This window comes from Nocardia sp. NPDC058640 (assembly GCF_042716995.1).
Taxonomy (GTDB): domain Bacteria; phylum Actinomycetota; class Actinomycetes; order Mycobacteriales; family Mycobacteriaceae; genus Nocardia.
This window is the reverse complement of record NZ_JBHXRG010000007.1, coordinates 98,464-125,105: the sequence shown is the minus strand read 5'-3', so window position 1 is coordinate 125,105 and position 26,642 is coordinate 98,464. Positions and strand designations below refer to the sequence as shown.

Annotated in this window: 30 protein-coding genes; 19 read left to right on the top strand and 11 right to left on the bottom strand. The window is 66.8% G+C overall.

The features are described 5' to 3' along the window. Positions 1 to 38: 38 nt before the first annotated feature. Positions 39 to 383, bottom strand: coding sequence for an LGFP repeat-containing protein (locus ACFWU5_RS12250; protein ID WP_379244537.1), 345 nt, complete (start codon positions 381 to 383; stop codon positions 39 to 41). Positions 384 to 575: 192 nt separating this feature from the next. Then, positions 576 to 941 carry a group 1 truncated hemoglobin gene (locus ACFWU5_RS12245; RefSeq protein WP_379267170.1) on the bottom strand — a complete coding sequence of 122 codons (366 nt, stop codon included), beginning with the start codon at positions 939 to 941 and terminating at the stop codon, positions 576 to 578. A 251-nt stretch (positions 942 to 1,192) separates the two neighbouring features. Between ACFWU5_RS12245 and ACFWU5_RS12240 the strand changes: the two genes are divergently transcribed. Next, the gene (locus tag ACFWU5_RS12240; protein ID WP_379267169.1) at positions 1,193 to 1,951 is read left to right on the top strand and encodes an acyl-[acyl-carrier-protein] thioesterase; all 759 of its coding nucleotides are present in this window, start codon (positions 1,193 to 1,195) and stop codon (positions 1,949 to 1,951) included. Positions 1,952 to 2,284: 333 nt separating this feature from the next. Continuing rightward, positions 2,285 to 2,704, top strand: a complete 420-nt coding sequence (locus ACFWU5_RS12235) for a 2-keto-3-deoxygluconate kinase (RefSeq protein ID WP_379267168.1) — start codon at positions 2,285 to 2,287, stop codon at positions 2,702 to 2,704. A gap of 69 nt (positions 2,705 to 2,773) precedes the next feature. Here the strand turns inward: ACFWU5_RS12235 and trxA are convergent, their stop codons facing one another. Next, entirely contained in the window at positions 2,774 to 3,151 is a 378-nt protein-coding gene (trxA, locus tag ACFWU5_RS12230) for a thioredoxin (RefSeq protein ID WP_379244545.1), read from the bottom strand. A gap of 196 nt (positions 3,152 to 3,347) precedes the next feature. Between trxA and ACFWU5_RS12225 the strand changes: the two genes are divergently transcribed. From ACFWU5_RS12225 to ACFWU5_RS12210, 4 genes are all read left to right on the top strand, one after another. Beyond that, positions 3,348 to 4,421 carry an isocitrate/isopropylmalate dehydrogenase family protein gene (locus ACFWU5_RS12225; RefSeq protein WP_379267167.1) on the top strand — a complete coding sequence of 358 codons (1,074 nt, stop codon included), beginning with the start codon at positions 3,348 to 3,350 and terminating at the stop codon, positions 4,419 to 4,421. A 168-nt stretch (positions 4,422 to 4,589) separates the two neighbouring features. Further along, the gene (locus ACFWU5_RS12220) at positions 4,590 to 5,453 is read left to right on the top strand and encodes an ABC transporter substrate-binding protein (RefSeq protein ID WP_379267250.1); all 864 of its coding nucleotides are present in this window, start codon (positions 4,590 to 4,592) and stop codon (positions 5,451 to 5,453) included. Between the two features lies 1 nt (position 5,454). Further along, positions 5,455 to 6,393, top strand: coding sequence for an ABC transporter permease subunit (locus tag ACFWU5_RS12215; protein WP_379244551.1), 939 nt, complete (start codon positions 5,455 to 5,457; stop codon positions 6,391 to 6,393). A 26-nt stretch (positions 6,394 to 6,419) separates the two neighbouring features. After that, on the top strand, positions 6,420 to 7,172 hold the full coding sequence (locus ACFWU5_RS12210; protein WP_379244759.1) for an amino acid ABC transporter ATP-binding protein: 753 nt from the start codon (positions 6,420 to 6,422) through the stop codon (positions 7,170 to 7,172). A 52-nt stretch (positions 7,173 to 7,224) separates the two neighbouring features. Here ACFWU5_RS12210 and ACFWU5_RS12205 read toward each other — a convergent pair whose 3' ends face one another. Continuing rightward, a complete protein-coding gene (locus tag ACFWU5_RS12205; RefSeq protein WP_379267166.1) occupies positions 7,225 to 7,845 on the bottom strand; it encodes a MerR family transcriptional regulator in 621 nt (206 codons plus the stop codon). 119 nt (positions 7,846 to 7,964) lie between these two features. On the opposite strand from ACFWU5_RS12205, the gene ACFWU5_RS12200 reads away from it, so the two are divergent. Beyond that, complete coding sequence (locus ACFWU5_RS12200; protein ID WP_379267165.1) at positions 7,965 to 8,915, top strand: hypothetical protein; 951 nt, start codon at positions 7,965 to 7,967, stop codon at positions 8,913 to 8,915. Further along, complete coding sequence (locus ACFWU5_RS12195; RefSeq protein WP_379267164.1) at positions 8,912 to 9,370, top strand: ABA4-like family protein; 459 nt, start codon at positions 8,912 to 8,914, stop codon at positions 9,368 to 9,370. The genes ACFWU5_RS12200 and ACFWU5_RS12195 overlap by 4 nt, the downstream gene beginning before the upstream one ends. Positions 9,371 to 9,446: 76 nt before the next feature. Here the strand turns inward: ACFWU5_RS12195 and ACFWU5_RS12190 are convergent, their stop codons facing one another. After that, entirely contained in the window at positions 9,447 to 10,289 is an 843-nt protein-coding gene (locus ACFWU5_RS12190; RefSeq protein ID WP_379267163.1) for an oxidoreductase, read from the bottom strand. 90 nt (positions 10,290 to 10,379) lie between these two features. Here ACFWU5_RS12190 and ACFWU5_RS12185 point away from each other — a divergent pair, with 90 nt between their 5' ends. Beyond that, positions 10,380 to 11,288 (top strand): LysR family transcriptional regulator, encoded by a 909-nt coding sequence (locus ACFWU5_RS12185; protein WP_379267161.1) that lies wholly within the window; start codon positions 10,380 to 10,382, stop codon positions 11,286 to 11,288. On the opposite strand, the gene ACFWU5_RS12180 is transcribed toward ACFWU5_RS12185, so the two are convergent. Together ACFWU5_RS12180 and ACFWU5_RS12175 are read right to left on the bottom strand one after the other, a co-directional pair. Continuing rightward, positions 11,275 to 12,822, bottom strand: a complete 1,548-nt coding sequence (locus ACFWU5_RS12180; protein WP_379244761.1) for an acyl-CoA carboxylase subunit beta — start codon at positions 12,820 to 12,822, stop codon at positions 11,275 to 11,277. The two genes, ACFWU5_RS12185 and ACFWU5_RS12180, sit on opposite strands and share 14 nt — an antisense overlap. A gap of 112 nt (positions 12,823 to 12,934) precedes the next feature. Next, positions 12,935 to 13,867: a LysR family transcriptional regulator gene (locus ACFWU5_RS12175; protein WP_379267160.1), complete on the bottom strand. Its 933-nt coding sequence runs from the start codon at positions 13,865 to 13,867 to the stop codon at positions 12,935 to 12,937. Positions 13,868 to 13,938: 71 nt separating this feature from the next. Between ACFWU5_RS12175 and ACFWU5_RS12170 the strand changes: the two genes are divergently transcribed. The 3 genes from ACFWU5_RS12170 (at position 13,939) to ACFWU5_RS12160 (ending at position 16,420) form a co-directional block, all read left to right on the top strand. After that, complete coding sequence (locus tag ACFWU5_RS12170; protein WP_379267159.1) at positions 13,939 to 15,288, top strand: FAD-binding oxidoreductase; 1,350 nt, start codon at positions 13,939 to 13,941, stop codon at positions 15,286 to 15,288. A 65-nt stretch (positions 15,289 to 15,353) separates the two neighbouring features. After that, a complete protein-coding gene (locus ACFWU5_RS12165) occupies positions 15,354 to 16,241 on the top strand; it encodes an SPFH domain-containing protein (protein WP_379244567.1) in 888 nt (295 codons plus the stop codon). Positions 16,242 to 16,249: 8 nt separating this feature from the next. After that, positions 16,250 to 16,420 (top strand): toxin-antitoxin system HicB family antitoxin, encoded by a 171-nt coding sequence (locus tag ACFWU5_RS12160; RefSeq protein WP_379244569.1) that lies wholly within the window; start codon positions 16,250 to 16,252, stop codon positions 16,418 to 16,420. 4 nt (positions 16,421 to 16,424) lie between these two features. On the opposite strand, the gene ACFWU5_RS12155 is transcribed toward ACFWU5_RS12160, so the two are convergent. Then, positions 16,425 to 16,919, bottom strand: coding sequence for a LuxR C-terminal-related transcriptional regulator (locus ACFWU5_RS12155; protein WP_379267158.1), 495 nt, complete (start codon positions 16,917 to 16,919; stop codon positions 16,425 to 16,427). Positions 16,920 to 17,214: 295 nt separating this feature from the next. Here ACFWU5_RS12155 and ACFWU5_RS12150 point away from each other — a divergent pair, with 295 nt between their 5' ends. Next, positions 17,215 to 17,508: a hypothetical protein gene (locus ACFWU5_RS12150; protein WP_379244572.1), complete on the top strand. Its 294-nt coding sequence runs from the start codon at positions 17,215 to 17,217 to the stop codon at positions 17,506 to 17,508. 60 nt (positions 17,509 to 17,568) lie between these two features. Beyond that, a complete protein-coding gene (locus ACFWU5_RS12145; protein ID WP_379267157.1) occupies positions 17,569 to 18,150 on the top strand; it encodes a hypothetical protein in 582 nt (193 codons plus the stop codon). Here the strand turns inward: ACFWU5_RS12145 and ACFWU5_RS12140 are convergent. After that, the gene (locus ACFWU5_RS12140) at positions 18,147 to 18,995 is read right to left on the bottom strand and encodes a class I SAM-dependent methyltransferase (protein ID WP_379267156.1); all 849 of its coding nucleotides are present in this window, start codon (positions 18,993 to 18,995) and stop codon (positions 18,147 to 18,149) included. The genes ACFWU5_RS12145 and ACFWU5_RS12140 overlap by 4 nt on opposite strands. Before the next feature lie 101 nt (positions 18,996 to 19,096). On the opposite strand from ACFWU5_RS12140, the gene ACFWU5_RS12135 reads away from it, so the two are divergent. Continuing rightward, on the top strand, positions 19,097 to 19,891 hold the full coding sequence (locus ACFWU5_RS12135) for a DUF6585 family protein (RefSeq protein WP_379267155.1): 795 nt from the start codon (positions 19,097 to 19,099) through the stop codon (positions 19,889 to 19,891). Between the two features lie 217 nt (positions 19,892 to 20,108). Then, positions 20,109 to 21,587 carry a 30S ribosomal protein S1 gene (gene rpsA, locus ACFWU5_RS12130; protein WP_379235224.1) on the top strand — a complete coding sequence of 493 codons (1,479 nt, stop codon included), beginning with the start codon at positions 20,109 to 20,111 and terminating at the stop codon, positions 21,585 to 21,587. Positions 21,588 to 21,670: 83 nt separating this feature from the next. On the opposite strand, the gene ACFWU5_RS12125 is transcribed toward rpsA, so the two are convergent. Continuing rightward, positions 21,671 to 21,886: a hypothetical protein gene (locus ACFWU5_RS12125; RefSeq protein WP_379267154.1), complete on the bottom strand. Its 216-nt coding sequence runs from the start codon at positions 21,884 to 21,886 to the stop codon at positions 21,671 to 21,673. A 149-nt stretch (positions 21,887 to 22,035) separates the two neighbouring features. Here ACFWU5_RS12125 and coaE point away from each other — a divergent pair, with 149 nt between their 5' ends. Then, complete coding sequence (gene coaE, locus ACFWU5_RS12120; protein WP_379267153.1) at positions 22,036 to 23,238, top strand: dephospho-CoA kinase; 1,203 nt, start codon at positions 22,036 to 22,038, stop codon at positions 23,236 to 23,238. A gap of 120 nt (positions 23,239 to 23,358) precedes the next feature. Next, a complete protein-coding gene (locus ACFWU5_RS12115) occupies positions 23,359 to 23,784 on the top strand; it encodes a hypothetical protein (RefSeq protein ID WP_379244583.1) in 426 nt (141 codons plus the stop codon). 53 nt (positions 23,785 to 23,837) lie between these two features. Here ACFWU5_RS12115 and ACFWU5_RS12110 read toward each other — a convergent pair whose 3' ends face one another. Then, on the bottom strand, positions 23,838 to 24,356 hold the full coding sequence (locus tag ACFWU5_RS12110; RefSeq protein ID WP_379244585.1) for a DUF402 domain-containing protein: 519 nt from the start codon (positions 24,354 to 24,356) through the stop codon (positions 23,838 to 23,840). Between the two features lie 103 nt (positions 24,357 to 24,459). Between ACFWU5_RS12110 and uvrB the strand changes: the two genes are divergently transcribed. Beyond that, the gene (uvrB, locus tag ACFWU5_RS12105) at positions 24,460 to 26,637 is read left to right on the top strand and encodes an excinuclease ABC subunit UvrB (RefSeq protein WP_379244587.1); all 2,178 of its coding nucleotides are present in this window, start codon (positions 24,460 to 24,462) and stop codon (positions 26,635 to 26,637) included. Positions 26,638 to 26,642: the final 5 nt, after the last annotated feature.

Sequence of the window (26,642 nt, the reverse complement as noted above, 5' to 3'; positions counted from 1 at the left end):
GAAAAGGGTTGGTGCCCATCGTCGTCAGGTAACGCGGATTACGCGTTGACCGTCACCGCGACCGCGTCGTCGGCGATCGAGTAGCTGATCGAGCCGTTCTCGAAGTGGCTGATCTTGCCGCCTTCGATGTCCTGCTCGTCGGAGGTCGGGTAGCCGAGACGGCCGCCCGCGCCGCCTTCGGCTTCCCAGGCCTGGCGGATGGCGCCGTAGACGATCCAGGTGCCGGTCGGGAGCGAGAAGTAGATGACGCCGCCGGTGAACTCCTGGAACTTGCCGCCGTTGGGGGCGTCCTGCTCGGCCGAGATCGGCTCACCCAGCGGGCTGGACGCGCCACCGGCTTCGTTGTAGTGATCGCCGATGGTCCCCGTGACTTCAAATGCCATGTCGAACAATTCCTTTCACGCAGAAACAAGTGGTCTAACGGCCGCGACCGTACCGCGCGCGGCCCCGTTTGTGGCGGCGACGCGCGGGAGATTCACGATATGGTCACATTGTGTTAGCCACGCGGTTGCTCCACGCGAAAAGTGGCACCACCGCACCATTCAGCTACCTACCAGCGTGTATTGCCTTGTCGCTCAGGCGTTTCGCATACTGACGATGTCGCCCGCCAAAGCTGCTACGGCACCGGTGATTTCGGCCACCAGCTCCTCGGGAACGCCAGCGTCGGTCAGTGCCGCGACCAGATGTCCGGCCACCCGATCGAAGTCGTCCTGCGAAATGCGCAGTCCCGCATGGGCGGCCCGCATCGGCTTGCCGGTGTAGGCCGCGGGACCACCCAGCGCTTCGGCGAAGAACGCCACCTGCTGCTTGGTGATGTGGTCGTTGTCCACCTCGGTGAAGAACCCCCGCAATACCTCGTCGGCCAGGATGCGCGCGTACAGATCGTCGACCACGGTCACCAGGGCCGCCTCGCCGCCGATCTGCTCATAGATGCTGGTCATGGAAATCTCCTCCCGCGGAACCCATCCCACTGGGCCCCAGACCATTCACGCTAGGGCGCAAGCGAACTCGCGCACGGCGGGGAGATCCGAACGTGTCCGGGACGTGATCGGACAGACGCTGGTCCACGCACAGCGGTGCGCCGGTGGACAACCTTCGCCACGGACAACCGATCCGATGCCCGCAACTGTGATCTGAACAGGGTTGCGGGCACCTCCCAGCGACCGCGCGCAACTGTGGCAGCATCGGGCCGATGACCGCCCCCGTCATCGCGACCCCACTGCCCGACTGCCTCGACATCGAGCAGGCCTTCGCGAGGTCGTGGCCGGTACGCCTGGGTGATACCGACGGCGACGACCGTCTGCGCCTGGACGCGGTCGCGCGCTACCTGCAGGACATCGGCTTCGACCACCTCGACGCGGTGGCGGACGGCGACACCCATCAGGCGTGGATCGTGCGCCGCACCGTTATCGACGTGTACGAACCGATCATGTTCGGCGACCGTGTGCAGCTGCGCCGCTGGTGCGACGCGCTGTCGAATCGCTGGTGCGACATGCGCATTCAGCTCCGCGGCGAGAACAGCGGCCACATCGAGGCCGCCACGTTCCTCATTCACATCGACCCCGTCGCGGGCCGCCCCGCCCGCATGAGCGACGCGTTCATGGCACCCATGCTGGCAAGCACCACCGAACACCGCCTGCGCTGGAAAGCGGCACTGTCGGAGCTCGACGACCCCGACACCGAGGTCGTGCCGTTCCCGCTGCGCGTTACCGACGTCGACCGGCTGGGTCACGTCAACAACGCCGTGTACTGGGAGGCGGTCGAGGAGGCGCTGTCCGCGCACCCGGACCGCCACCGGCTCCCGTATCGGGCGATCGTGGAGCATGTGGGTCCGGTGATGATCAGCGACAAGGTCGAGTTGCGTACCAGGCGTGGGCCGGACGGGTTGCGGCTGCAACTGGACGTGGACTCCTCGGCGCGCGCACTGGGTTCGGTGCACCCGCTGGCGTGAGGTGCTCGCCGCCGCGTGAACCGATCCTGAGCTGCGGTGATGGTACTCACGAGTAGACACGGCGTAGGGGGAACCAGGTTGCGGTTTCGCGACGATCGCCCTATCCTCGACAGCGTGCCGAATCCCGCCCGCTTTGCCGCGTCGCTAGTCGCTGACCGCGACCGCGCGGTCGCTGCTGCGCAGACCGCGCCGGCAGCCGCACGGCAGATTCTCGTAGTACTTCGCCGTAGCGGGGTCTGATTCGGACCAGCCCCTACGCTGCGGGCTGATTTTTCATCGTTTAGCTGGTCCCATCCTGCCAACGAAGACATCTTCGGGAAGACCTCACCTGCAATGACGCTGACACTGGACCATGCCCTGCTCGCCGCCGCCCCCAAGGGTCTGCGCACCGAGCTCCTCGACCTCGACCCCGCCGCCTTCCAGGACCGGTACACCCGCACCGAGGGACCCATCACCCTCGGTGAATGGTCTTGTTCCGGAACGGATTTCACCGCCACCCTGGAACTGGCCGACCACCTGCGCACCGTCATCGCCACCGGAAGCCCGGTCGCGGCGATGACGTCGGCGCTGTACGACGAGGGCTACCCCCTCGAGATCCTGCACTTCCACCAGCGCCCGACCGCCGACGGCACCGCCACGTTCGTGCAGTGCGAGGTCAACGGCCGTCGCCGCTGGGCGGTGGCCACCGCCGCCACCGGCGCCGAGTCGACCGTGCGCGCGATGATCGCCGGTGTCAACCTGCTCGCGGGCTGACACCCGCACCAGCACACGCAGGGCCCGTTCACCTCGAAAGGTGAACGGGCCCTTGAAGTTTCGGCGTTCTTACTCGGCGGGTGTGGATTCCGCCTGCTCGGCGATCTGCTTGCGCACCTGCTCCATGTCCAGGCCCTTGATCTGCGTGACCAGGTCCTCGAGCGCGGCGGGCGGCAGCGCGCCCGGCTGCGCGAACACGAGCACGCCCTCGCGGAAGGCCATGATGGTCGGGATCGACTGGATGTTGGCGGCGGCGGCGAGTCCCTGCTCGGCCTCGGTGTCGACCTTGCCGTAGACGACGTCGGGGTGCTTCTCCGACGAGGTCTCGAAGGTCGGCGCGAAACTCTTGCACGGGCCGCACCAGGCGGCCCAGAAATCGACGAGGACCACGTCGTTTCCGGTGATGACTTCGTCGAAGTTCTGCTGGGTCAGCGTCTGGGTAGCCATGACGTCCTCTCCTTGTCGGTGTCCTCGGCTGTAACGCCGCGGCGTGCCTCTATCTTCCCCCGATCACCACGTGCTGCGACTTCCCCGTCGCGCCCAGTCGGCGAATCCCCACTACAACGGCCGGAAATTAGCGAACGGCCGCGTGTCAACTGCCCCGCGCGACCGCCGCCCACGCCGCAGGCGCGAAGATGATCGGGTGAACGCGACGAGCCTGCGACTGGGAGTCATCGACGGCGACGGCATCGGCCCCGAAGTGGTGGCCGCGACCCGAGCGGTGGTCGACGAGGCCATGGGCGCGGCCGGACTGCCCCCGGTGACGTGGGTGCCGCTGCTGATCGGCCACGACGCCATCGCCGCCTACGGCAATCCGCTGCCCGAACAGACCCTGGTCGCTCTCGAAGACCTCGATGCCTGGATCCTCGGCCCGCATGACAACGCCTCCTACCCGACGGACATGCGCGTGGCACCGGGCGGCGCGATCCGCAAACGCCTCGGGCTCTACGCCAACATCCGCCCCGCCGCCGCGTTCGCCGGGGTGCGCGCGATGTCGCCCGCGATCGACCTGGTGATCGTGCGCGAGAACAGCGAGGGCTTCTACGCCGACCGCAATATGTTCGCCGGTTCGGGGGAGTTCCGCCCCACCGAGGACGTGGCGATGGCGGTCGCGGTGATCACCCGCAAGGCCTGCGAACGGATCGCGCACCAGGCCCTGCGGCTGGCGCAGGGTCGACGCAAGCGGGTCACGATCGTGCACAAGGCCAATGTGCTGCCCATGACAACAGGGCTGTTCCGTGATGTCTGTTACGAAGTCGCGGCGCAGTATCCGGATGTGACCGTCGACGACGAACACGTCGACGCGATGGCCGCGCACCTGGTCCGCGACGCGAGCGGGTTCGACGTGATCGTCACCGAGAACCTGTTCGGCGACATCCTGTCCGATCTGGCCGGTGAACTCAGCGGCTCGCTGGGGATGGCGGCCTCGCTGAACTGTTCCGACACGCGCGCGATGGCACAGGCCGTGCACGGCGCGGCGCCGGGTCTGGCCGGACGCAATCGCGCCAACCCCGCCGCACTGCAACTGTCGGCGGCAATGTTGTTGCGGTGGTTGGCCGTTCGCGACAACGACCGACCGCTGCACGATGCCGCCGACCGCATTACCCGCGCGGTTGCTGCGACGCTGCAGGCCGGGATCGCGACCGCGGATCTGGGCGGTCTGGCTTCCACCAGCGAGTTCACCGAGCAGGTCAGGGCGCGCGTACACCGTAGGTGAAACGACCCCTTTCACATTCGCTGATTAATCTTCGGTTACTGTCGCACCACGCTGTGTCCGGTTCGCATACATTGCCAAACAGGCGCTGACACGTGGCCGGCGTCGACGTGAAATGTGGAGGCTCCTTTGTCTGTTCGTACTGTCCTCGGCCGTAGCGCCGTGCGGCTGATGTGTACCGTCGCCGGCGGTGCTCTGTTGTTGACCGGTTGCACCCAGAACACCGAGGGTGACGGCACCACGGTGGAAACGGTGTCGGCGGAGAAGGTCGACGCGCTGGCCGCGGCGGTCCCCGACAAGGTGAAGCAGGCAGGCAAGTTGGTCGTCGGCGTGAACGTGCCGTACCAGCCCAACGAGTACAAGGACGCCAGCGGCAAGATCGTCGGCTTCGACGTCGACCTGCTCAACGCGGTCGCCGCGACCCTGGGTCTGACCGTGGACTACGTCGAGTCCTCGTTCGAGAAGATCATCCCCGCCATCCAGGCAGGCACCTACGACGTGGGCATGTCCTCGATCACCGATTCCAAGGAACGCGAGCAGCAGGTCGATTTCACGACCTACTTCTCCGCGGGCATCCAGTGGGCCCAGCAGTCCGGTAAGGCGATCGACCCGAACAACGCGTGCGGCAAGAAGGTCGCCGTGCAGTCCACCACGGTCGAGCACACCGAGGAGATCCCCGCCAAGAGCGCCAAGTGCGTGGCCGAGGGCAAGCCCGCCATCGACATGAAGGCCTTCGACGAGCAGAGCGCCGCGACCAACGCGCTGGTGCTGGGCCAGGTCGACGCGATGTCGGCCGACTCCCCGGTGACCGCGTACGCGATCAAGCAGAGCGGCGGCAAGATCGAGTCCGCGGGCCCGCTGTTCGACTCCGCGCCCTACGGCTGGGCCGTGCAGAAGTCCTCGCCGCTGGCGGTGTCGCTGCAGAAGGCGCTGCAGCACCTGATCGACAACGGCAAGTACGGCGAGATCACCACCAACTGGGGTGTGCAGGACGGTCAGATCAAGACCTCGGTGATCAACGGTGCAGTGAGCTGACGTGACCGACAGGAAAGACACGGGGCAGGTGCCCGGACCGGGCACCGAACCCGAACCGATCAAAGCGGTCCCGCTGCGCAGGCCGGGCCGCTGGATCGCGGCGGCACTCATCCTGATCCTGGTGGGGTTGTTCGTCTACGGTGCTGCCACCAATCCCGCCTACCGGTGGGACACCTACGGCAAGTACCTGTTCGACAGCCGCATCACCCAGGGCGCGATCGTCACCTTGGAACTCACCGTGCTCGCGATGGCGATCGCGGTGGGTCTGGGCACGGTCCTCGCGGTGATGCGTCTGTCGCCGAACCCCGTGCTGCGCACTGCGGCCTGGGTGTACCTGTGGGTCTTCCGCGGCACCCCGGTCTACGTGCAGTTGGTGTTCTGGGGCCTGGTGCCCTCGATCTACAAGCAGATCGACCTCGGCGTGCCGTTCGGTCCGCAGTTCTTCCACTTCGACGTGCAGAACCTGCAGGCCGCGTTCCTGTTCGCGGTGATCGGCCTGGGTCTCAACGAGGCCGCGTACATGGCCGAGATCGTGCGCGCGGGCATCAACTCGGTGGGCGAAGGTCAGCGCGAAGCGTCGGTGGCGCTCGGCATGTCGTGGACGCAGACCATGCGCCGCACGGTGCTGCCGCAGGCCATGCGGGTGATCATCCCGCCCACGGGCAACGAACTGATCGGCATGCTCAAGACCACCTCGCTGGTCACCGCGATTCCGCTGAGCACCGACCTGTTCGGCCGCGCGCGTGACATCTACGGCGTGAACTTCCAGCCGATCCCGCTGCTGCTGGTCTGTGCCACCTGGTACCTGGCGATCACCAGCATCCTCATGGTCGGCCAGTACTACTTGGAACGCCATTACTCGCGCGGTGCCACCCGGCAGCTCACGGCCAAGCAGCTGCAGGAACTGGCCACGGCGCAGGCGGCGGTGAAGGCGAAATGACCGAACCACAAGTGCTCGTCCCGCCGATGGTGCTCGCGGACCGGGTGTGCAAGAACTTCGGCGCGCTGCAGGTCCTCAAGGGCATCTCCCTGGAAGTACAGCGCGGCAAGGTACTCACCCTGGTCGGGCCGTCGGGCTCGGGCAAGTCCACCTTCCTGCGGTGCATCAACCACCTCGAGCAGGTCAACGCCGGACGGCTGTACGTCGACGGCGACCTGGTGGGCTACCGGGAGAAGAACGGCAAGCTGTACGAAATGCACGAACGCGACGCCGCGCTGCAGCGTCGCGATATCGGCATGGTGTTCCAGCATTTCAACCTGTTCCCGCACCGCACGGCCCTCGAGAACGTGATCGAGGCGCCGATCCAGGTGCGCGGGCTGCCCAAGGCCGAGGCGATCGCCCGGGCCGAGGAACTGCTCGAGCGGGTCGGCCTGTCGGCCAAGCGCAACGCCTACCCGGCGCAGCTGTCGGGCGGTCAGCAGCAGCGGGTGGCCATCGCGCGCGCGTTGGCGATGGACCCCAAGCTGATGCTGTTCGACGAGCCGACCTCGGCACTGGACCCCGAACTGGTCGGTGAAGTGCTCGCGGTGATGCGCGAGCTGGCCGATTCGGGCATGACGATGGTGGTGGTGACCCATGAGATGGGGTTCGCCCGCGAGGTCGCCGATGAGCTGGTGTTCATGGATGCCGGTGTTGTGGTGGAGTCGGGTCCGCCGCGTGAACTGCTGGCCAATCCACAGCACGAACGGACGCAGGCTTTCTTGTCTCGCCTGCTCTGAAAAGTCTGTAGACAGCCCCGCGAATCTTCGGATTCGCGGGGCTGTTTCGTGTTCAGTCGGCGTTTTGCAGGCGTTCCAGGGAGACCTGGGCCTGGGCGATGCGGCGGATCGCGGCCAGGGCGGTGTCGCCCAGGACCGTATGGACGACCACCGCGTCGATGATGTCGTCGCGGTCGCCCGCGGACAGTGCGGCCGGCACATCGGCTTCCGCCACTCTTCGCGCGCCGTCGAAATAGCTGGGCAGAGCATCGTCGGCCCAGGTGTCGTAGCCGAGTTGCGCGAAACGAACGATCACGCCGGTGAGCGTGTCGATGGCCTGGGGGCTGGGATTGATGTCCCAGCCGCGCCGGTCCATCTCCGCGCACACCGCCGCGTAGGCGCGATCCCACTCGGCATCCCTGGTGGCGGGCACGGCGGTGGCCAGGCTGTCCTGCGCCACGCCGAGCACGTTGAACAGGGACATCTCGGGGGAGTCGATCGCGGCGATGACCTCGCCGACGGTGGCGATCGGTATGCCACCCACCTCGATCATGGCGCGGACCAGACGTAACCGGCGCAGGTGCTCTTCGCCGTAGCTGGCCTGGTTGGGGCTGGTGCGTTCACCCGGTGGCAGCAGGCCCTCACGCAGGTAGTACTTGATGGTTGCCACCGCGATGCCGCTGCGTTCGCTCAACTCCGAGATCCGCACTGTCGCCTTTCGATTCGGTTCCTACCCCTTGCCTACGCCACCCATAGCGGATAGTCTAGCTATCCATAACGGATAGTAAAACTATCTATACAGGGGAGATTCGCATGTCCGTCCTGACAGCCGCCGATCCATTGCCCAGCCGACGTGCGCCGATGCACCGTCCGCTGCTCTACTTCGCCGCCGCCAATGCCGTGCTGCTGGTGGTCGCGCTGGTCGGGATGCTGGTCGACGACCGGACCATCGCCGGGTCCACCGCGTGGTTCAAGCCGGCCAAGTTCGCGATGTCGTTCGTGCTCTACAGCGTCGCGCTGGCGTGGTTGATCTCGTTGCGGCCCAAGCCTTCTCGGCTCACCTCGTGGACGGCCACGGTCATCGTCACCGCCGGAGTGATCGAGATGGTGATCATCGTGGGGCAGGTGGTGCGTGGCGAGCGCAGCCATTTCAATATGACCAACACGTTCGACTCGGTGCTGTGGGTGATCATGTCGGCCACCATCGTGGTGCTGTTCCTGGCCACCTTGGTGATCGCGGTCGGCCTGTCGCGCAGTCGAATCGGCGATGCCGCGATCACCTGGTCGATCCGACTGGGGCTTGCCATCTCGCTGGTCGGCTTGGCGCTGGGCAATCTGATGCCGCAGCAAGAATCCGGGGTCGAGGGGATCGCGGGCGCGCATACCGTCGGCGCACCCGACGGGACGCCGGGAATGCCGTTGACCGGGTGGAGCACCACCGACGGTGACCTGCGAATTCCGCACTTCGTCGGCATGCACGCGCTGCAGTTGCTGCCGTTGTTCGCGGCGCTGCTGGTGGTGCTCGCGCCACGGATTCCGTTGCTGCGGGAGGTGCGGGTTCGGCTGGGGTTGATCATCACCGCGTCGGCGGGGTACGCGGCGCTGGTCGCGCTGGTCACCTGGCAGGCGCTGCGTGGTCAGCCGTTGATCCACCCTGATCAGGCCACGCTGACTGCTGCGGCCGTGATCGTCACCGGAGTCGTTGTCGGAGTGTTGATCTCGGTCGCGAGCGCGGTCGGTGTTCGAAAGGCGGCCACCGCATGAGCACGCTGTTCGATCTGGTCTTCTATGTCACGGTGCCGTTCTGGGCGTTGATGATCTTCGCTCCGACCTGGCGCTGGACCCGCACCATAATCTCGTCGCCGTGGATTGTGTTGGTGCCCTTGGTGATCTGGGCGATTGTGGCGATCCCGGTCCTCGGACCGATCTGGTCGTTGGTCACCTCGCCGTCGCTGGACGCGATCACCGACGCCGCCGCGGATCCCGCCGTGCTCACCGCCCTGTGGGCGCAGATCATCGCCTGGGATCTGTTCCTGGGGCGGTGGATCTACCTCGACAGTCGGGAACGCGCCGTGCACCCGCTGCTGATGGGGCCGGTGCTGGTCGGCACGATTCTGTTGTCGCCCATCGTGTTTCCGATCTACCTGCTGATCCGCGAATTCGCTCGGCGATCGACACCGAGTGCTCCTGCGACACAAGGTGTTCCGGTCAGTACCTGAAAAGTGGCCAGATCGCCGACCCCGCGGGTCGGGACGTGAGCCGGACTTCCGAGTCCGGCTCACGTCTGCGAGTGGCTCAGCCCTCGTCGAAAGTCGTATCGCGCGAAACCTTTTCCCAGGCGAGTACATCCGCACGCACGGCATCGAGATGATCGAGCACGGCATCCACCGAGTCCGAGCCCAACGGCAGGCGCAACGGCGTCTTCTCCGCGGCCAGTGCCGCGCGAATCGCGGCAGCGGCCTTGGCAGGGTCGCCGGGCTGGGTGCCGTCGCCGCCCTCGACCATGCGCCGAGTGGCACCCGCGGTCTCGGCGTAGACATCGGACTCGGGACTGAACGCTGCCGCACCCGGCCCGAACAGCCCCGTGCGGAAGGCGCCCGGTTCCACGATCAACACCTTGATCCCGAACGGTTCCACCTCGGCGGCCAACGCCTCTGACAGCCCTTCCAGCGCGAATTTCGTCGCGCTGTACGCGGAGAACCCGGCGAACGACAGCTGCCCGCCGACACTGCTCATCTGCACGATCGCACCGCCGCGCTGTTCGCGCATGTGCGGCAGGACCGCGCGGGTCAGCGCGGCGGGGCCGAACAGGTGCAGGTCGAACAGGGCACGCAGTTCGGCCTCGGTGGTCTCCTCGACGGCACCGACATGCGTGCGGCCCGCGTTGTTGACCAGTACGTCGATGCGGCCGTGCCGGGCCACGACATCGGCCACGACCTCGTCGATCCGCGCGATGTCGGTGACATCCAGGGCGATCGCCTCGAGCTGATCGGGGTGCGCGGCGACCAGATCGTCGAGGGCGGCGGTGCGGCGGGCGACGGCGACGACGATGTCGCCCGCGTCGATCGCCGCCTGCGCGATGGCCCGGCCGAAGCCGCTGCTCGCACCGGTGACCAGCCAGATCTGCGGGACGCTCATCAGGTTCTCCTTGTGTCCGTTGAGGTTTCGTCTTCGATCCTGCCGCCGCGTCGACGTGCCGTCCAAGACCCTGTGTGATAACCATCAGTTATGGATGTGCACGGGCGAGACCTGCGGTACTTCGTCGCGGTGGCCGACCACCTGAGCTTCACCGCCGCCGCCGAAGCCCTGTACATCTCGCAGCCCGCGCTGAGCAAACAGATCCGTTCACTCGAAAGACAGGTGGGTGCTGAGCTTTTCGTGCGAGACTCGCGCACGGTCGCGCTGAGTCCCGTCGGCACCGCGCTGTTGCCGCACGCGCTGCGGCTGCTCGCGACCTGGGAAATGGCCGAGCTCGCCGTAGAGTCGGCCAAAGCCGCCCAGGGAGCCGCGCTGGCGATCGGCATCAGCACCAGCCCCGGACGTGGACTGCTCCCCGCCGTACGCTCCCGCTTCACCACCGCCTTCCCCGACGCGAAACCGGTGCTGCGCCTGGTGGGTTGGGACGATCCGACCGCGGGACTGGCCGACGAATCCGCCGACGTCGCGTTCGTGTGGCTGCCGCTGAACGACAGCGACCGCTACCACTGCCTCGTGGTCGCGACCGAACCCCGCGTTGTCGCCCTGCCGCAGTCGCACCACCTCGCCGACTGCGAGCACCTCGACTTCACCGACCTGCTCGACGAACCCTTCCTCGCGCTCCCGACTTCGGCGGGCGTGCTGCGCGACTACTGGCTCGCCCTGGACGCACGCGCAGGCCGCGCCCCGATCATCGGCGCCGAGGTGTCCAGCACCGAGGAAACCTACGAGGCACTGGTCAACGGCGACGGCATCGTGCTGCTCGCCACCGGCAACGCGCCGCTGGTGACCCGCGACGGCGTGGTGACCAGGCCCGTACACGGCGTGCCCCCGTGCGAACTGGCATTGGCCTGGCGGCGCGACGACAAGCGCCCACTGGTGCGCGGCTATGCGCAGGCGTGCGCGCTCGTCGTCGGCGAGGGGGCGCCTACAACGGCATGAGGTGGTGTTTGCACGGCGCTTGCTCGACGTGCTTGTCGCCCAACAGCCGCAACGCCTTTCGCAGTTCCAGCCGGGTACTGGACGGCTCGATGACCGCGTCGATGTACCCGCGCTCGGCGGCGATCCACGGGGTCGCGATCGCGGCATTGTAGAAATCGACCATCTGCTGCCGCACCGCAGGCCGTTGCGCCTCCGGGACGGCCGCGAGTTGCTTGCGCTGCGTCAAACCCACCGCGGCCTCCGCGCCCATCACCGCGATCCGCGCGGTCGGCCAGGCCAGATTGATATCGCCGCCCAGTTGCTTGCAGCCCATCACCGCATATCCGCCGCCGTACGCCTTGCGCACCACCACGGTCACGATCGGGACCGTGGCCTCGACCACCGCGTAGAAGAACCGGCCACCGCGTTTGATGACACCGATCTTCTCCTCCTCGACACCGGGCAGCACGCCCGGCGTGTCGACGATGAACACCAGCGGAATGTCGAACGCGTCGCACAGGCGGATGAAATGCGCGGCCTTGTCCGAACACCGTGCGTCGATCGCGCCACTGGACACCAGCGGTTGATTGGCGATCACGCCGACACTGCGCCCGTCGATCCTGGCGAACCCGGTGATCAGGTTGCGGGCGGCGCCGTCGCCGATCTCGTGGAATTCCCCGTCGTCGAAGATCCGCAGCAGCACGTCGTACATGTCGTACCCGGTGCGGTCGGAATCGGGGATGAGCGTGTCGAGTTCACGATCGGACTCGGTGAGTTCCGGTTCCAGACCCGGGTTCACCAGCGGCGCCCGCTCGAAACAGTTCGACGGCATGAAACTCAAATACGTGCGCACCCACTCGAACGCGGCCTTCTCATCCGCGGCCACGTGATGGATATTGCCGTTGTGCGCCTGGTTGAACGCGCCGCCCAGCTCGTCGAGGGTGACCTCTTCGCCGGTGGTCTCGCGAATGACCTCGGGCCCGGTCACGAACATGTACGCCGACTCGGTCGCCACCAGCACATCGGTGTTGATCGGCGAATACACCGCGCCCGCAGCACATTTGCCCAACATCACCGACACCTGCGGCACCACCCCCGACAGCCGCCGCTGCCGCCTGCTCATCTCCGCGTACCAGGCCAGCGACGTCACCGCGTCCTGCACCCGCGCGCCGCCGGAGTCGTTGATCGCCACGAACGGGCACCCGATATCGGCCGCGCGATCCATGGCCATGGCGACCTTGCGCCCGAACATCTCACCCACCGAACCGCCGAACACGGTCTGGTCGTGGGCGATCACCACCACCGGCCGCCCATCGATGCGCCCGTGCCCGGTCACCACACCGTCGCCATACAGCGCGTCGGCCGCACCGGGCTGCTTCACCAGGGCGCCGATTTCGATGAAACTGTGCTGGTCCAGCAGTATTTCGATGCGTTCGCGCGGACTCGGAATTCCTTTCGCCGCCCGCTTGGCGACCCCCGCACCCCCCGCCGGTTCCCGCGCCGCCGCCAGATTGTCCCGCAGCTCTTGCAGTTTCGCAGCAGTCGTCGACTCCACCACGCACGCCCTTCCCTCGTCCTGGTCGAGCTCTCCTTCATCGGTTAGCCACAGCGTAACCCGACGGTGTGACAGCAATCACCGGCACCGCGATCCTGTCGCCGCGGTGTGCTCACGAATCGCGGTCCGGGTCCGATTCGTGGGAGCCGAAGGCAAGGCGGAATTGGCCGAGCAGCACCTTGGCGGCGGGGCTCAGGGGGCGGTCGATGCGCCAGGCCAGGGCCAGTCGACCGTGGATCGCCGGCTCGACGATGTCGAGGGTTCGGACGCCGAAGGCGGTGGCCTCGGCCGGTGTCAGGGCCGGGACGATGGCGGTGCCCAGACCACGGGCGGCGAGTTCGAGCAGCAACGGGGGAGCGGCGGCTTCGAAAGCGACAGTCGGCGTGAAACCTGCTGCGGCACAGGACTGTTCGAACACACCGCGGATGCCGGTGCCCTTCGTGAGGCAGATCAACCGGCGGTCGACCAAGGACGCCAAAGCGATCGTGCCCGCGGACTCCGCCGGATCGATCGGTGCGTCGGAGGCGACAGCGGCGACCAACGGCGTCTGCAGAACCACCTGGACACCGAGGCCGGAACCCAGTGGCGCACCGGTCAATCCGGTCAGGGCGATGTCGAGCTCATCGTGTTCGACTGCGGCCAGCATCTTTTCGGCCGTGTCCTCGGTGAGACTGATCCCGACCTGCGGATGATCATGGTGAAAATCGGCCAACACCCCCGCGACATCGAACGTCTCCGACGCGGCCCCCGAGATCATGCCCACCCGAACATGCCCCCGCAGCAACCCGGTGAACTCCTGCACCGTGTCCCCGATCCGCTCCGCGGCGACCAACGCGGCCCGCGCGTGCTCGAGCACCGCGGCACCGACCTCGGTGAGCGTCACCGCGCGAGCACCCCGATCGAGAAGACGCTGCCCGAGTTCACGTTCGAGCTGCCGGATCTGGGTGCTGAGCCCCGGCTGCGTCAAGTGCAACCGCTCCGCCGCCTTCGTGAACCCGCCCTCGTCGACGACCGTCACGAAATACCGCAGCTGCCGCAATTCCATAACTGTTGATTATAGGGAGTAGAAGATCTATCTCTTGGACTTATCGCACGAGCCCGCGCAGAGTCGAAGGCATGACGAATACCGCACTGCAGTCGAACTTCGCCGGGCCCGTGTTCACTCCGGGCGATGCCGGATATGCCGAGGAAGTCGCCGGGTTTCAAACCGCGTACACCCACCGTCCGGCGTTCGTGGTCGGCGCCCTGCACGCCGAGGATGTGCGGGCGGCGGTGGAATTCGCTGGAAGGCAAGGGCTTCCGGTTGCCGTGCAGGCGACGGGGCACGGGTTATCGGTGGCCGTCGAAGGTGGAGTGCTCATCACGACCGGGCGGATGGCCGGCATCGTCATCGATCCGGGGGCGCGGATCGCGCGCGTGGGTGCCGGTGTGCGGGCGGGAGCGTTGGTCGAGGCTGCCGCTCGGTACGGGTTGGCGCCGTTGAACGGGTCGTCGCCTTCGGTGGGGGTGGTGGGGTATGTGCTCGGGGGTGGGATGGGGTTGTTGGCGCGCGAATTCGGTTATGCCGCAGATCATGTGCGGTCCATCGACCTGGTGACCGCTGACGGCAGAATGCGCACGCTGCACCCGGAAGACGAATTGTTCGGGGCGGTACTGGGTTCGGGCGGCAACTTCGGGGTGGTGACCGGACTGGAACTGGACTTGATGCCCGTCGCCGAAATCTATGGCGGGCAACTGGTTTTCGACACACCGCTGGTCGACGCTGCCCTGGAAACGTGGCGTCGGTGGACCGTCGCCGTGCCGAGCGCGCTGACCTCCACGATCGCGGTGGTGACCTACCCCGACATCCCGCCGGTCCCGGAATCGTTGCGTGGCCGCCACATTGCCTCGATCCGGATCGCCTTCGACGGGTCGGACGAGGACGGCGAACGATTGGTGGCCCCGCTGCGCGCGATCGGGGATCGGCTGCGCGACGACCTGCGCACCATGCCCTACGCCGAATCGCACACCATTCACAGCGACCCGCCCTTCCCGCACGCCTACGCCGCGACCAACGCGCTGCTGTCGGAGCTGACCCCGCAGGCGCTGGCCGCGCTGCGAGCTCTGACCGCTCCCGGCGGACCGGTTTCCGCGGTGATCGACATCCGCCACCTCGGCGCGGCGCTGCGCCACGGCGGGCCCGCCTCGATCGACCATCGCGACGCCGAATACATCGTGCGGGTGATCACCGATCCGGGCGAGGCAGACGCTGCGCCCGAAAGGCTGGCGATGGTACGAAATACCTTGGCGCCGTGGACAATCGGACACAACCTTGCCTTCCTCTACGGTGCGGGCGGAGCTGCCGACCCGGCCCAAACCGCCGCCGGATACTCGCCCGACACCTACCGATGGCTGGCATCGGCGAAAGCGAAGTACGACCCGCACAACATGTTCCGTGCCAACCGCAACATCGTTCCGGCCACCTGAGATCCATTGCCGAGCTCGGAGACATCTACTATCGTGGTGATATCACTGAGATATCGGAGGATGTCATGGAGCTACGGTCCGCGTTCCGCGTCAACGGGTTCGTTGTGTTACTGGGGTGGCTGGTGTTCATCGTGCTGTTCGGGGTCGCCACCGTCCTCGCGTTCATCTCCGCCACCGAGCACGGCGGTGGCGCACTCGCCTGGGCCGGTGCGATCGCGGCCGTCGTCGCGATGCTGGTCGTGTCGTTGCTCGCCACCGGGCTGACCATCGTCAACCCCAACGAGGCCAAGGTCGTCACCTTCTTCGGCCGGTACATCGGCTCGGTCAGCGACCCCGGCTTCTTCTCGGTGGTCCCCCTGGCCGACCGCAAATCCATCTCCCTGCGGGTGCGCAACTTCGAAACCCAGAAGCTCAAGGTCAACGACGCCGACGGCAACCCCGTCGAGATCGCGGCCGTGGTCGTCTACAAGGTCGTCGACAGTTTCAAAGCCGCCTTCGCCGTAGACGATTACGAGGAATACGTCGCCACCCAGTCCGAAGCCGCCGTGCGCCACCTCGCCACCACCCACCCCTACGACGCCCACGACGCCACCCGCACCAGCCTGCGCGACGGCGCCGAGGTAGCTGAAGAACTCACCGTCGAACTGGGCGAACGCACCCTCACCGCCGGCATCGAAGTCATCGAAGCCCGCATCACCCACCTGGCCTACGCCCCCGAAATCGCCCAGGCCATGCTCGTACGCCAACAGGCCGCCCAGGTCGTGGCTGCCCGCACCCAGATCGTCGAAGGCGCCGTCGGCATGGTCGCGCTGGCCCTGGACCGCCTCGCCGAACAGGGCACCGTCGAACTCGACGAGGAACGCAAAGCCAACATGGTCTCCAACCTGCTGGTGGTCCTGTGCGGCGACCGCGCCGTCCAACCCGTGGTCAACACCGGATCCCTCTACGCCTGAGCCACCCCATGACCCCGCCGAAGAAGGACCCCAAAAAGATCCTGCTGCGGCTCGACCCGGCCGTCCACGAAGCCCTGGCCAAGTGGGCGGCCGACGACCTACGCAGCGTCAACTCCCAAATCGAATACGCCCTCCGCCTCGCCCTGGAACAGGCGGGCCGAAAACCCAAGCGCGACTAGCGGATCAGCCGACGCCGAGCACGCGCGACAGCAGACGCTGGCGGGTTCGGGTGTCGGACTTGGCGAGCACGGCTTTGACGTGGTCGTTGATCGTGTGTTCGGACAGGAACAGTTCGGCCGCCAGTTCGTGGGAGTCCAGGCCGGTCGCCAGCAGGGTCAGGACCTGGGATTCTCGGGTGGACAGGGCGTGGGCTCGGGCGAACAGATCGAGGCGTTCGATGGCGGTGCTCGGCTCGAGGGCTACGGCGATGTCGGTGCCGAGACGGTCGGCTTTCACGGTCAGCCAGCGGTTGCCGCCCAGGTGGACGCGGGAGGTGGCGGGGCCGAGCGGGGTACCCGCCTCTATGGCGAGCACGGCGGCGGCCGCGTTGTAGACCGAGGCGGGCACCGGTGGGATCGGTTCGTCCGGGGGGAGCAGGCGCAGCAGGGAATCGGCGGCGGCGGCGGTCTGGGACCGCACCCGCAAGGTGTTGTCGACGAGCACGACAGCGGGGCCCAACCGAAGTCCAGGCCGGGCACATCGGCCAGCGGTGCCGTCGCGACCGCGGTGACGGGGTCGGTGAGCGCGAAGACATGACCGGTGAACGGGATCGTCGTGCGGATCTCGGCCAGGACGAGTTCGCGCAGTCGTTTGGCGGAGTGCGCGGTCTGGCACACACGGCCGATCCGGTCGGCCAAAGAACTCGGCACCCGTCCAGCCTACGGCGGAAAACCCCCCAGGATCAGGGATGTCGGTAGTACCCGTGACCGGCCGATGATCGAGGTACCCCATCGGCACGGCTACGGAGGCCATCATGACCGTCACCCTGCACATCGACAACACCGTTCGCGACTACGACGAGTGGAAGTCCGCGTTCGACCAGTACGAGCGGTTCCGCGCCGACAACGGCGTGCGCACCTATCGCGTCGGTCGCGTCGACGGCACCCCGGAACGGATCCTGGTCGACCTCGATTTCGACGACCGCCCCACCGCCGAGGCGTTTCGCACCGCCCTGGCCACCGTGTTGGCCACCCCGCGCAGCCGCGCAATGGTGACCAGTCACCAATCCTGGCTCGTCGACTTGGTCGAGGAGCGCGTACCTGCCTGATCGACGCGCCAAACGACCCAGCGGCACAACCGAACTCGACACCGCCGGTAAATTGGTTCGGTGCCCATCTCGTTCGACATTCCTGGAATGCAACAGTTGGACGACACGACCTGGGGGAATCCGGCCACTCGTGACGTCGTCGCGTTGAACTATGTCAACGGCGCGCCCGATCTGCCCGCGCGACTGGATGACCTGAAGCGACTGCGCCGGCGGCTGTCGGAGCACCACGCGCGCACCGGATGCCTGATCGAGGCGTTCGTGGTGTGGGTGGATCGGTTGCCCGCGTTGTTACGGGTGGAGAAGACGCAAATGCCCGGGCCGCGGGGGGAATTGGTGTTCGCGGCATCGATCGTGGTGCCCAAGGATCGGTGTTCGGCGGTGTTCCAGATCATCTGCCCGGAGACCGGGGTGCCGGGGGCGCGGGAGACCGCGGTGGGGCGGCGGTTCCGGCGCGACCAGATGACGCCGCCGCACCCGTACGCGCCCGGCCTGCGCGGGCGGTTGCCCTATCTGCTGTCCGACGACGTCCGCTTCGACGCCGAATTCCCCCAGCACGCGCTGACCAGGGCCCGCCGCTGGGTCGCCGACACGGTGCCCAGCGTGCGGGTCGACCCGTCGTTCGCGGCGCTGCCGCCGTTCTAGGGCTTCTCGGCGATGAAGATGGCGGTGCCGGGGAAGATCTGCCCGCGCAGCGGCGACCACTGACCCCATTCGCGATCGAGCCACTCCGGCCAATCCGGTTCGACGATGTCGACCAGGTGCAGGCCGGCGCCGACGATCTCGCGGACCCGGTCACCGATCGTGCGATGGTGCTCGGCGTAGGTCGGCACGCCGTCGGCGTCCACCTCTACATAAGGAGTCCGGTCGAAGTAGGGGATCGTGGCCGTCAGCCCGGCCTCGCCCGGATCATCGGGGAAAATCCAGCGCATCGGATGGTTCACCGAGAACACCCAGCGCCCACCGGGCCGCAGAACTCGCGCCACCTCGCGCATCACCAACGCCGAATCGGCCACGAACGGCACCCCGCCGAACGCCGAACAGGCCAGATCGAACGACGCGTCCGCGAACGGCAACGCCTCGGCCCCGGCCTGAACCAGCGGAACCCGCGGCCCACCCAGCTCCATCGCGGCCACGCCACGCTCGAGCATCCCCCTCGACACATCCAGCCCGACCGGCAACGCCCCGTGCCCGGCCAACCACCGCGAACACGGCGCCGAACCACAGCCGATCTCGAGCACGGTCTTGCCGACGATGTCACCGAGAAACCCCATGTCACCCTCGTGCAGCCCCTCCGGACACCACACGAACTCACCACCGGGGGAGTCCACCCCGAGGAAGTCGGCGTGCGTCTGGTGATACTGCTCGGCATCGGCGTCCCACCAGCGCCGATTCGCCCGCTCGCTGTCGCGCGAGTCGATCTTGGTACGGGCGATCGCTGAAGTACCCAGCAGCGCGTTGGCCTGCGCGTGGCGTTCGTCGTCGGACACGGCCCAAGCCTAGCGAGGCCCGAGACGGCCGATTCGACCGCCGAACCCGAACGAATCGCCGTACGATTCAGGCGAAGTAGCAAGGTTCGGGGGATCGCGTGATGACCAGTCAACCGCTGTCGACCAACGCGACCCTGGCCGCGCGGATTCACGCCGTAGCCGAGCGGGCGGGTCTCGGCGCGCAAAGGTCCATACACCGGGCCGCGCCCCCGTCGCTGTGGCGCATCGCGAAGTTCGCCCTGCCGTTCATCGCGCTCGGCGCGTTGGCGATCTACCTGTACTTATACGGCCCCGAGGGCTCGTTCTGGGTGATGGGGTTGTTCTTGATGACACCCTGGCTGGCCTGTGGCGCCGTGGTCGTCACCCTGGGGTATCGGCGCCTGACCTATGGGTCGAAATCACGACTGGACCTGTTCGACCATGGCGTCGTGCACTGCCTGCGAGGTCAGCCCCGAGCGGTTCGGTACGACGCGACCCGACTGTTCGAGCGGACCCAGCCACGACGGCACTCGACGACGGGGGAGAAGGTCGTCACCCTCACTCTCACCGGCAGCGATGGCGACGAGATCGAGGTGACCGAGATGTACGAAGGTCAGCGAGCATGGGCGCCCGCCATCCGGGCCGCGGTGTTGGTCAGTCAACTGCCGACCGCCCTCGCGACGATCGAATCGGGCCGTCGGGTGGAGTTCGGGGATCTGTGGCTGACCGCGACCGAGGTCGGCGACCGCAAGAAACGAGTGCCCATCGCCGAGCTCACGGCGACGTCGGTAATCCTCGACGACATCCTCTTCATCGAGGCCGGCCGGCGGAAGTTGAACGGCTCGGTCATCAGCAAGACGCCCAACTACGTGGTGTTCCGTGCCCTGCTCAACCACTTGCACGGCGGCCCGATCTAGCGGTCGCGCGTCGTGTCGGTGTGGCGTGGGGGGTGGTTTGCCCGTGTCCGCGACGGTCGCGTACGCTGATGCACGCTGAGTTGATCTAGCGGCAAGTGCGGCGGTCCGTGCGATACTTACCCGTATCCCTATCGTCGCATCATCGCGGTGATCTCGCAGCGTACCGAAAGTTCCAATGTCCGCAACCGACCACAATCCGTCCGGAGCAAACCCACATATGCCCACCACCGTCACCTCGCCGCAGGTAGCCATTAACGACATTGGCTCCGCCGAGGACTTCCTGGCCGCCATCGACGCAACGATCAAGTACTTCAACGATGGCGACATCGTCGAAGGCACCATCGTCAAGGTCGATCGTGACGAGGTCCTGCTGGACATCGGTTACAAAACCGAAGGCGTCATCCCCTCCCGCGAGCTCTCCATCAAGCACGACGTCGACCCCAACGAGGTCGTTTCCGTGGGCGACGCGGTCGAGGCCCTGGTCCTCACCAAGGAGGACAAGGAAGGCCGCCTGATCCTGTCCAAGAAGCGGGCGCAGTACGAGCGCGCGTGGGGCACGATCGAGGAGCTCAAGGAGAAGGACGAGGCCGTCAAGGGCACCGTCATCGAGGTCGTCAAGGGCGGCCTGATCCTCGACATCGGCCTCCGTGGCTTCCTGCCCGCCTCGCTCGTCGAGATGCGTCGTGTCCGCGACCTCCAGCCGTACGTCGGCAAGGAGATCGAGGCCAAGATCATCGAGCTCGACAAGAACCGCAACAACGTGGTTCTGTCGCGTCGCGCCTGGCTCGAGCAGACCCAGTCCGAGGTTCGCTCCGAGTTCCTGCACCAGCTCCAGAAGGGCCAGGTCCGCAAGGGCGTCGTGTCCTCCATCGTCAACTTCGGTGCCTTCGTGGACCTGGGTGGCGTCGACGGCCTGGTGCACGTCTCCGAGCTCTCTTGGAAGCACATCGACCACCCGTCCGAGGTTGTCGAGGTCGGCAACGAGGTCACCGTCGAGGTTCTCGACGTCGATCTGGACCGCGAGCGCGTCTCCCTGTCGCTCAAGGCGACCCAGGAAGACCCGTGGCGTCAGTTCGCCCGGACCCACGCGATCGGTCAGATCGTGCCCGGCAAGGTCACCAAGCTGGTTCCCTTCGGTGCCTTCGTGCGCGTCGAAGAGGGCATCGAGGGCCTGGTCCACATCTCCGAGCTGGCCGAGCGCCACGTCGAGGTCCCGGACCAGGTTGTGGCCGTCGGCGACGACGCCATGGTCAAGGTCATCGACATCGACCTCGAGCGTCGTCGTATCTCGCTGTCGCTGAAGCAGGCGAACGAGGACTACAACGCCGAGTTCGACCCGTCGAAGTACGGCATGGCCGACAGCTACGACGATGCGGGCAACTACATCTTCCCCGAAGGCTTCGACCCCGACACCAACGAGTGGCTCGACGGGTTCGACAAGCAGCGTGAAGAGTGGGAAGGCCGTTACGCCGAGGCCGAGCGTCGCCACAAGATGCACACTGCTCAGATGGAGAAGATGGCAGCCGACGCTGCCGCCGAGGCCGCCGCTGGTGGTCCCGTCGCGGGCAACTACTCCTCCGAGACCGGTGGCGCCGCTCCTGCGTCCACCTCCGGTCCGGCCGAGACCACGGGCGGCTCGCTGGCCAGCGATGCCCAGCTCGCGGCTCTGCGGGAGAAGCTCTCCGGCAACGCCTGATTCAGGCACAAGCAATAAACCGAAGGCCCCGATCCGATTGGATCGGGGCCTTCGGCCTTTGTGTCAAGAAGCGTGCGGTCGGATCAGTTAGCGGCGGCGGCGGGTGCCCAATACACCGAGGCCAGGTACGGACGTTTGCGCATCGCGGCGAAACTGTGTCGGGCGGGGGAGAGCAGGGCACTGAACCAGGACCGGCGGTACTGAGCCAAAGTCGTTGCCACCGCGGGGTATTCGATGCAGTGCACACCGCCCGGCATACCGAGGCGGTGGCGAGCCGTCCGCTGATTCCTGGTACCCATGATCATCCCGTCGGTAGTCGTGCGGCCTTGACGCCTGGGCCGAAGATTAATCCACGCGACGCGCCCGAGTGGGGACCTGCGCCGTTGTGCGCGTGGGCGTGTCGAGGTAGGTGCCCCGGCGTGGGCGGCGGGATGCGAGACTGGGGACCATGTTGCGGATCGGCCTCACCGGAGGCATGGGAGCGGGTAAATCCACAGTGGCGCGGGCCCTGGTCGACCTCGGGGCGGTGCTCATCGACGCCGACGCGATCGCCCGCGAAGTCGTCGCGCCCGGCACCCCCGGACTGGCCGCGCTGGTCGAGGCCTTCGGCGAGCAGATCCTGTGCGCCGACGGCAGTCTGGACCGGCCCGCGCTGGCAGCTGTCGCCTTCGCCGACGATGTATCGCGCGGCAAACTCAACGCCATCACACACCCGCTGGTCGGCGCCCGCACCGCGGAGCTGATCGGTGACGCCGCCGCCGATGCCATTGTGGTGCAGGATATTCCGCTGCTGGTGGAGAACGGGCTCGCGCCGCTGATGCAGCTGGTGGTGGTGGTCGGCGCCGAAGAACAGACCCGGCTGCGCAGGCTGGTCGAGCATCGCGGGGTCGACGAAGCCGACGCGCGCGCCAGGATCGCCGCGCAGGCCACCGACGATCAGCGACGCGCGGTGGCCGATGTGTGGCTGGACAACAACGGCGCACCGGAAGTGATCCAGGCGCAGGTGCGGAACCTGTGGGAACAGCGGTTGGTGCCCTTCGAACGCAACCAGCGCGACGGTGTGCGCGCACGCGCGGCGTACGAACTGGTCACCGACCCGGAATGGGATGTGCAGGCGCGCAGGCTCATCGCCCGGTTGCACCTGGCCTGCGGGGCCGCCGCGGTGCGCATCGATCACGTCGGCTCGACCGCGGTGCACGGCCTGCCCGCCAAGGACATCATCGACATCCAGGTCACGGTGCCCGATCTGGCGACCGCCGAATCGCTGACCGGCACACTGACCGCGGCCGGTTTCCCGCTGGCGGCAAACGTGACCCACGACAATCCCAAGCCGGGCCCCGACGATCCCGACGGCACCGACCTGGACCTGTGGGGAAAACGCCTGCACGGCAACGCTGATCCCGGCCGACCCGCCAATATCCATCTGCGCGTACAGGATTCACCGGGACAGCGGTTCGCCCTGGACCTGCGCGATTGGCTGCGCGCCGACGACAGCGCGCGTGCCGAGTACCTGGCGGTCAAGCGCGGCGCCGAACTCGCGGCGGCCGGACTGGACGTCGACGCGGCCGGTGCAGCCTATTACGGTGTCAAGGAGCCGTGGTTCGACGCGGTGTATCCGGTGGTGACCCAGTGGGCTCGCGCCCGCGCGTGAACCACCCGCACATCTGTTAAACATCAATGTTTCGGAAAACGTCCGCACGCGTCGCGCGCTGTGTAAGTTGTGCGAAGTCACTAAACGGTGACTCGATTCACAGGGGAAGTTGTAGCGCGTATGACAACACAACACCGTCAGTTCGGCCGTGCGGGCTTCGGCATCACCGCCCTCGGTGCCGTCGCCGCCAGCATCGTGCTGGCCGCTCCGCAGGCCTCGGCCTGGGTGGGCAACCTCGGCGTGGCCGGAACCGACCACAAGGTCGGTTGTAGCTACAAGCTGACCGCCGCGGTCGAGGTGGACCGGCTGACCTCGGTGAAGTTCACCGACAACGGCGTGGACATCCCGGGCAGCCCGGTGTCGCCGTCGGTGCTGTCGGGCACGGTGAGCATCACCTGGGAGCCGACCACCGCGGGCCAGCACAAGCTCGAGGCGCGTCAGCTGCTGATCAGTGACTCGATCACGGTCACCGTCGGCGAAGCGGCTGCCACGGGCAGCGCGGGCTGCGGCGGCGGCCTCGCCGACCTGCTCGGCAACCTGTCCTGAGCTAGTACCTTCGCACCGCCCGGACCCCGCGTGGGTTCGGGCGGTGCGTCGTTTCAGCGCCAGGTCAGGTTCATGCCGAGGGTGGCCAGCCAGTCCTCGAAGCTGTAGTTGTGCGCGGCGATGCCGTCCACCGCGGCGGTCGCGTGTTCGATCGCGGCCTGGCAGTCCGCGGTGTCGAGCAGGCCGGTGGAATGCGCGACCAGCAATTCGTCCACGTCCACGAGCCGGACATCGCGGTGGGTGCGCACCAACAGGTCCAGGTAGTGATCGACCCCACGGATCAGCGTGGGCGACTCCCAGGTGAACGAGCCGACGTCGACGTAGACGTCCTGCCACTGCTCCACGCCCGGGTTGTAGTGCAGCTTCGACGCCCGCAGCGACAGTTCCGGCAGCACCCACGACTCGAGGTAGTGGAAGCTCGCGTGATCGGAGTGGCGACCCATATACAGCCCCCACGGCAGTTCCCGGTAGATCTCCACCGGTCGCACGAAGCCCTTGGGGTCGGTGTTGGTCCGTGCGGCGACGTCGAAGTACTCGACCTTCGGTGGATGCACGGTGGCTGCCTGCGTCATGAGCGCAGAATCTACCGGCTGACCGCCCGTGTAGCGCGCCCGGTGAGTGCGGGGGAATCGTCGGCACTCAGAATGTGTCAGTGGTCGCGCCTAAGCTTGGTCCATGGCATTCGCAACCGAGATCCCGGCGGAAGGGTACGAAGAGCGGGGTCACCCGATCGCCCATTCCGAGCACCGTCCTGTCGGCGACATCGAGCGCGCGGGCAACAAGTTCGAGGTGGTCAGCGAGTACAAGCCCGCGGGCGACCAGCCCGCGGCCATCGCCGAGCTCGAAAAGCGGCTGAACGCGGGCGAGAAGGACGTAGTCCTGCTGGGTGCCACCGGTACCGGTAAATCCGCGACCACGGCCTGGCTGATCGAGAAGTTGCAGCGCCCCACTCTGGTGATGGCACCGAACAAGACCCTGGCCGCCCAGCTGGCCAACGAGTTGCGCGAGATGCTGCCCAACAACGCGGTCGAGTACTTCGTGTCGTACTACGACTACTACCAGCCCGAGGCGTACATCGCCCAGACCGATACCTACATCGAGAAGGACAGCTCGATCAACGACGATGTCGAGCGGCTGCGGCACTCGGCGACCTCGAGTCTGCTGTCGCGTCGCGATGTCGTGGTGGTCGCGTCGGTGTCGTGCATCTACGGCCTGGGCACCCCGCAGTCGTACCTGGATCGGTCGGTGCAACTGGAAGTCGGCGGCGAGATCGACCGCGACGCGCTGCTGCGTCTGCTGGTGGACGTGCAGTACACCCGCAACGACATGTCGTTCACCCGCGGCTCGTTCCGGGTGCGCGGCGACACCGTCGAGATCATCCCGTCCTACGAGGAGCTGGCGATCCGCATCGAGTTCTTCGGTGACGAGATCGAAGCGCTGTACTACCTGCACCCGCTCACCGGAGATGTTGTGCGACAGGTGGATTCGGCGCGAATCTTCCCCGCCACGCACTATGTCGCGGGACCCGAGCGGATGGAGCGCGCGGTCGCCGACATCGAGGCCGAACTGGCCGTGCGGCTCGAGGAACTGGAACGGCAGGGCAAGCTGCTCGAGGCGCAGCGGTTGCGGATGCGCACCGAGTACGACCTGGAGATGATCCGGCAGGTCGGGTTCTGCTCGGGCATCGAGAACTACTCACGGCACATCGACGGTCGACCGGCCGGTTCGGCGGGCGCGACGTTGATCGACTACTTCCCCGACGACTTCCTGTTGGTGATCGACGAATCGCATGTCACGGTGCCGCAGATCGGTGGCATGTTCGAAGCGGACATGTCGCGTAAGCGCAACCTGGTCGACTTCGGCTTCCGCCTACCGTCTGCCATCGACAACCGCCCGCTGACCTGGGAGGAGTTCGCCGGTCGGATCGGTCAGGCGGTGTATCTGTCGGCGACGCCGGGCAAGTACGAGCTTGGGCAGGTCGGTGGCGAGGTCGTCGAACAGGTCATCCGCCCGACCGGGTTGGTCGACCCGAAGATCGTGATCAAGCCGACCAAGGGTCAGATCGACGACCTGGTGCACGAGATCCGCGAACGGGCCGAACGCAACGAGCGCGTGCTGGTCACCACGTTGACCAAGAAGATGTCCGAGGACCTCACCGACTACCTGCTCGGTCTCGGCATCAAGGTTCGCTACCTGCACTCCGAGATCGACACCCTGCGCCGCGTGGAACTGCTGCGCGAACTGCGCCTGGGCGAATTCGACGTACTCGTGGGCATCAACCTGCTGCGCGAGGGCCTCGACCTGCCCGAGGTATCGCTGGTCGCGATCCTGGACGCCGACAAGGAAGGCTTCCTGCGATCGAGCACCAGCTTGATCCAGACCATCGGCCGCGCGGCCCGCAACGTGTCCGGCGAAGTGCACATGTACGCGGACAAGATCACCGACTCCATGCAGCACGCGATCGAGGAAACCGACCGTCGCCGCGCCAAACAGGTCGCCTACAACGAAGAACACGGCCTGGACCCGCAACCGCTGCGCAAGAAGATCGCCGACATCATGGACCAGGTGTATCGCGAGGCCGAAGACGAAGTGGCCGTGGGCGGTTCGGGCCGCAACGCCAGCCGCGGCCGCCGTGCGCAGGGCGAGCCGGGCCGCGCCAGTGCGGGTATCTACGCCGATCGCGACGTGAAGTCGATGCCGCGCGCCGAACTGGCCGCGCTGGTCACCGAACTCACCGCGCAGATGATGAACGCCGCGCGCGAACTGCAATTCGAGTTGGCGGGTCGATTACGCGACGAGATCGCCGACTTGAAGAAGGAGTTGCGCGGCATGGACGCCGCGGGGCTGAGCTGACGTTC

Excerpts from the sequence above, each read along its gene's own strand:
- ACFWU5_RS12250 (WP_379244537.1), bottom strand. The coding sequence starts at position 383 with ATGGCATTTGAAGTCACGGGGACCATCGGCGATCACTACAACGAAGCC.
- ACFWU5_RS12245 (WP_379267170.1), bottom strand. The coding sequence starts at position 941 with ATGACCAGCATCTATGAGCAGATCGGCGGCGAGGCGGCCCTGGTGACC.
- ACFWU5_RS12240 (WP_379267169.1), top strand. The coding sequence starts at position 1,193 with ATGACCGCCCCCGTCATCGCGACCCCACTGCCCGACTGCCTCGACATC.
- ACFWU5_RS12235 (WP_379267168.1), top strand. The coding sequence starts at position 2,285 with ATGACGCTGACACTGGACCATGCCCTGCTCGCCGCCGCCCCCAAGGGT.
- trxA (WP_379244545.1), bottom strand. The coding sequence starts at position 3,151 with ATGGCTACCCAGACGCTGACCCAGCAGAACTTCGACGAAGTCATCACC.
- ACFWU5_RS12220 (WP_379267250.1), top strand. The coding sequence starts at position 4,590 with ATGTGTACCGTCGCCGGCGGTGCTCTGTTGTTGACCGGTTGCACCCAG.
- ACFWU5_RS12210 (WP_379244759.1), top strand. The coding sequence starts at position 6,420 with ATGGTGCTCGCGGACCGGGTGTGCAAGAACTTCGGCGCGCTGCAGGTC.
- ACFWU5_RS12200 (WP_379267165.1), top strand. The coding sequence starts at position 7,965 with ATGTCCGTCCTGACAGCCGCCGATCCATTGCCCAGCCGACGTGCGCCG.
- ACFWU5_RS12195 (WP_379267164.1), top strand. The coding sequence starts at position 8,912 with ATGAGCACGCTGTTCGATCTGGTCTTCTATGTCACGGTGCCGTTCTGG.
- ACFWU5_RS12190 (WP_379267163.1), bottom strand. The coding sequence starts at position 10,289 with ATGAGCGTCCCGCAGATCTGGCTGGTCACCGGTGCGAGCAGCGGCTTC.
- ACFWU5_RS12185 (WP_379267161.1), top strand. The coding sequence starts at position 10,380 with ATGGATGTGCACGGGCGAGACCTGCGGTACTTCGTCGCGGTGGCCGAC.
- ACFWU5_RS12175 (WP_379267160.1), bottom strand. The coding sequence starts at position 13,867 with ATGGAATTGCGGCAGCTGCGGTATTTCGTGACGGTCGTCGACGAGGGC.
- ACFWU5_RS12170 (WP_379267159.1), top strand. The coding sequence starts at position 13,939 with ATGACGAATACCGCACTGCAGTCGAACTTCGCCGGGCCCGTGTTCACT.
- ACFWU5_RS12165 (WP_379244567.1), top strand. The coding sequence starts at position 15,354 with ATGGAGCTACGGTCCGCGTTCCGCGTCAACGGGTTCGTTGTGTTACTG.
- ACFWU5_RS12160 (WP_379244569.1), top strand. The coding sequence starts at position 16,250 with ATGACCCCGCCGAAGAAGGACCCCAAAAAGATCCTGCTGCGGCTCGAC.
- ACFWU5_RS12150 (WP_379244572.1), top strand. The coding sequence starts at position 17,215 with ATGACCGTCACCCTGCACATCGACAACACCGTTCGCGACTACGACGAG.
- ACFWU5_RS12135 (WP_379267155.1), top strand. The coding sequence starts at position 19,097 with ATGACCAGTCAACCGCTGTCGACCAACGCGACCCTGGCCGCGCGGATT.
- rpsA (WP_379235224.1), top strand. The coding sequence starts at position 20,109 with ATGCCCACCACCGTCACCTCGCCGCAGGTAGCCATTAACGACATTGGC.
- ACFWU5_RS12125 (WP_379267154.1), bottom strand. The coding sequence starts at position 21,886 with ATGGGTACCAGGAATCAGCGGACGGCTCGCCACCGCCTCGGTATGCCG.
- coaE (WP_379267153.1), top strand. The coding sequence starts at position 22,036 with ATGTTGCGGATCGGCCTCACCGGAGGCATGGGAGCGGGTAAATCCACA.
- ACFWU5_RS12115 (WP_379244583.1), top strand. The coding sequence starts at position 23,359 with ATGACAACACAACACCGTCAGTTCGGCCGTGCGGGCTTCGGCATCACC.
- ACFWU5_RS12110 (WP_379244585.1), bottom strand. The coding sequence starts at position 24,356 with ATGACGCAGGCAGCCACCGTGCATCCACCGAAGGTCGAGTACTTCGAC.
- uvrB (WP_379244587.1), top strand. The coding sequence starts at position 24,460 with ATGGCATTCGCAACCGAGATCCCGGCGGAAGGGTACGAAGAGCGGGGT.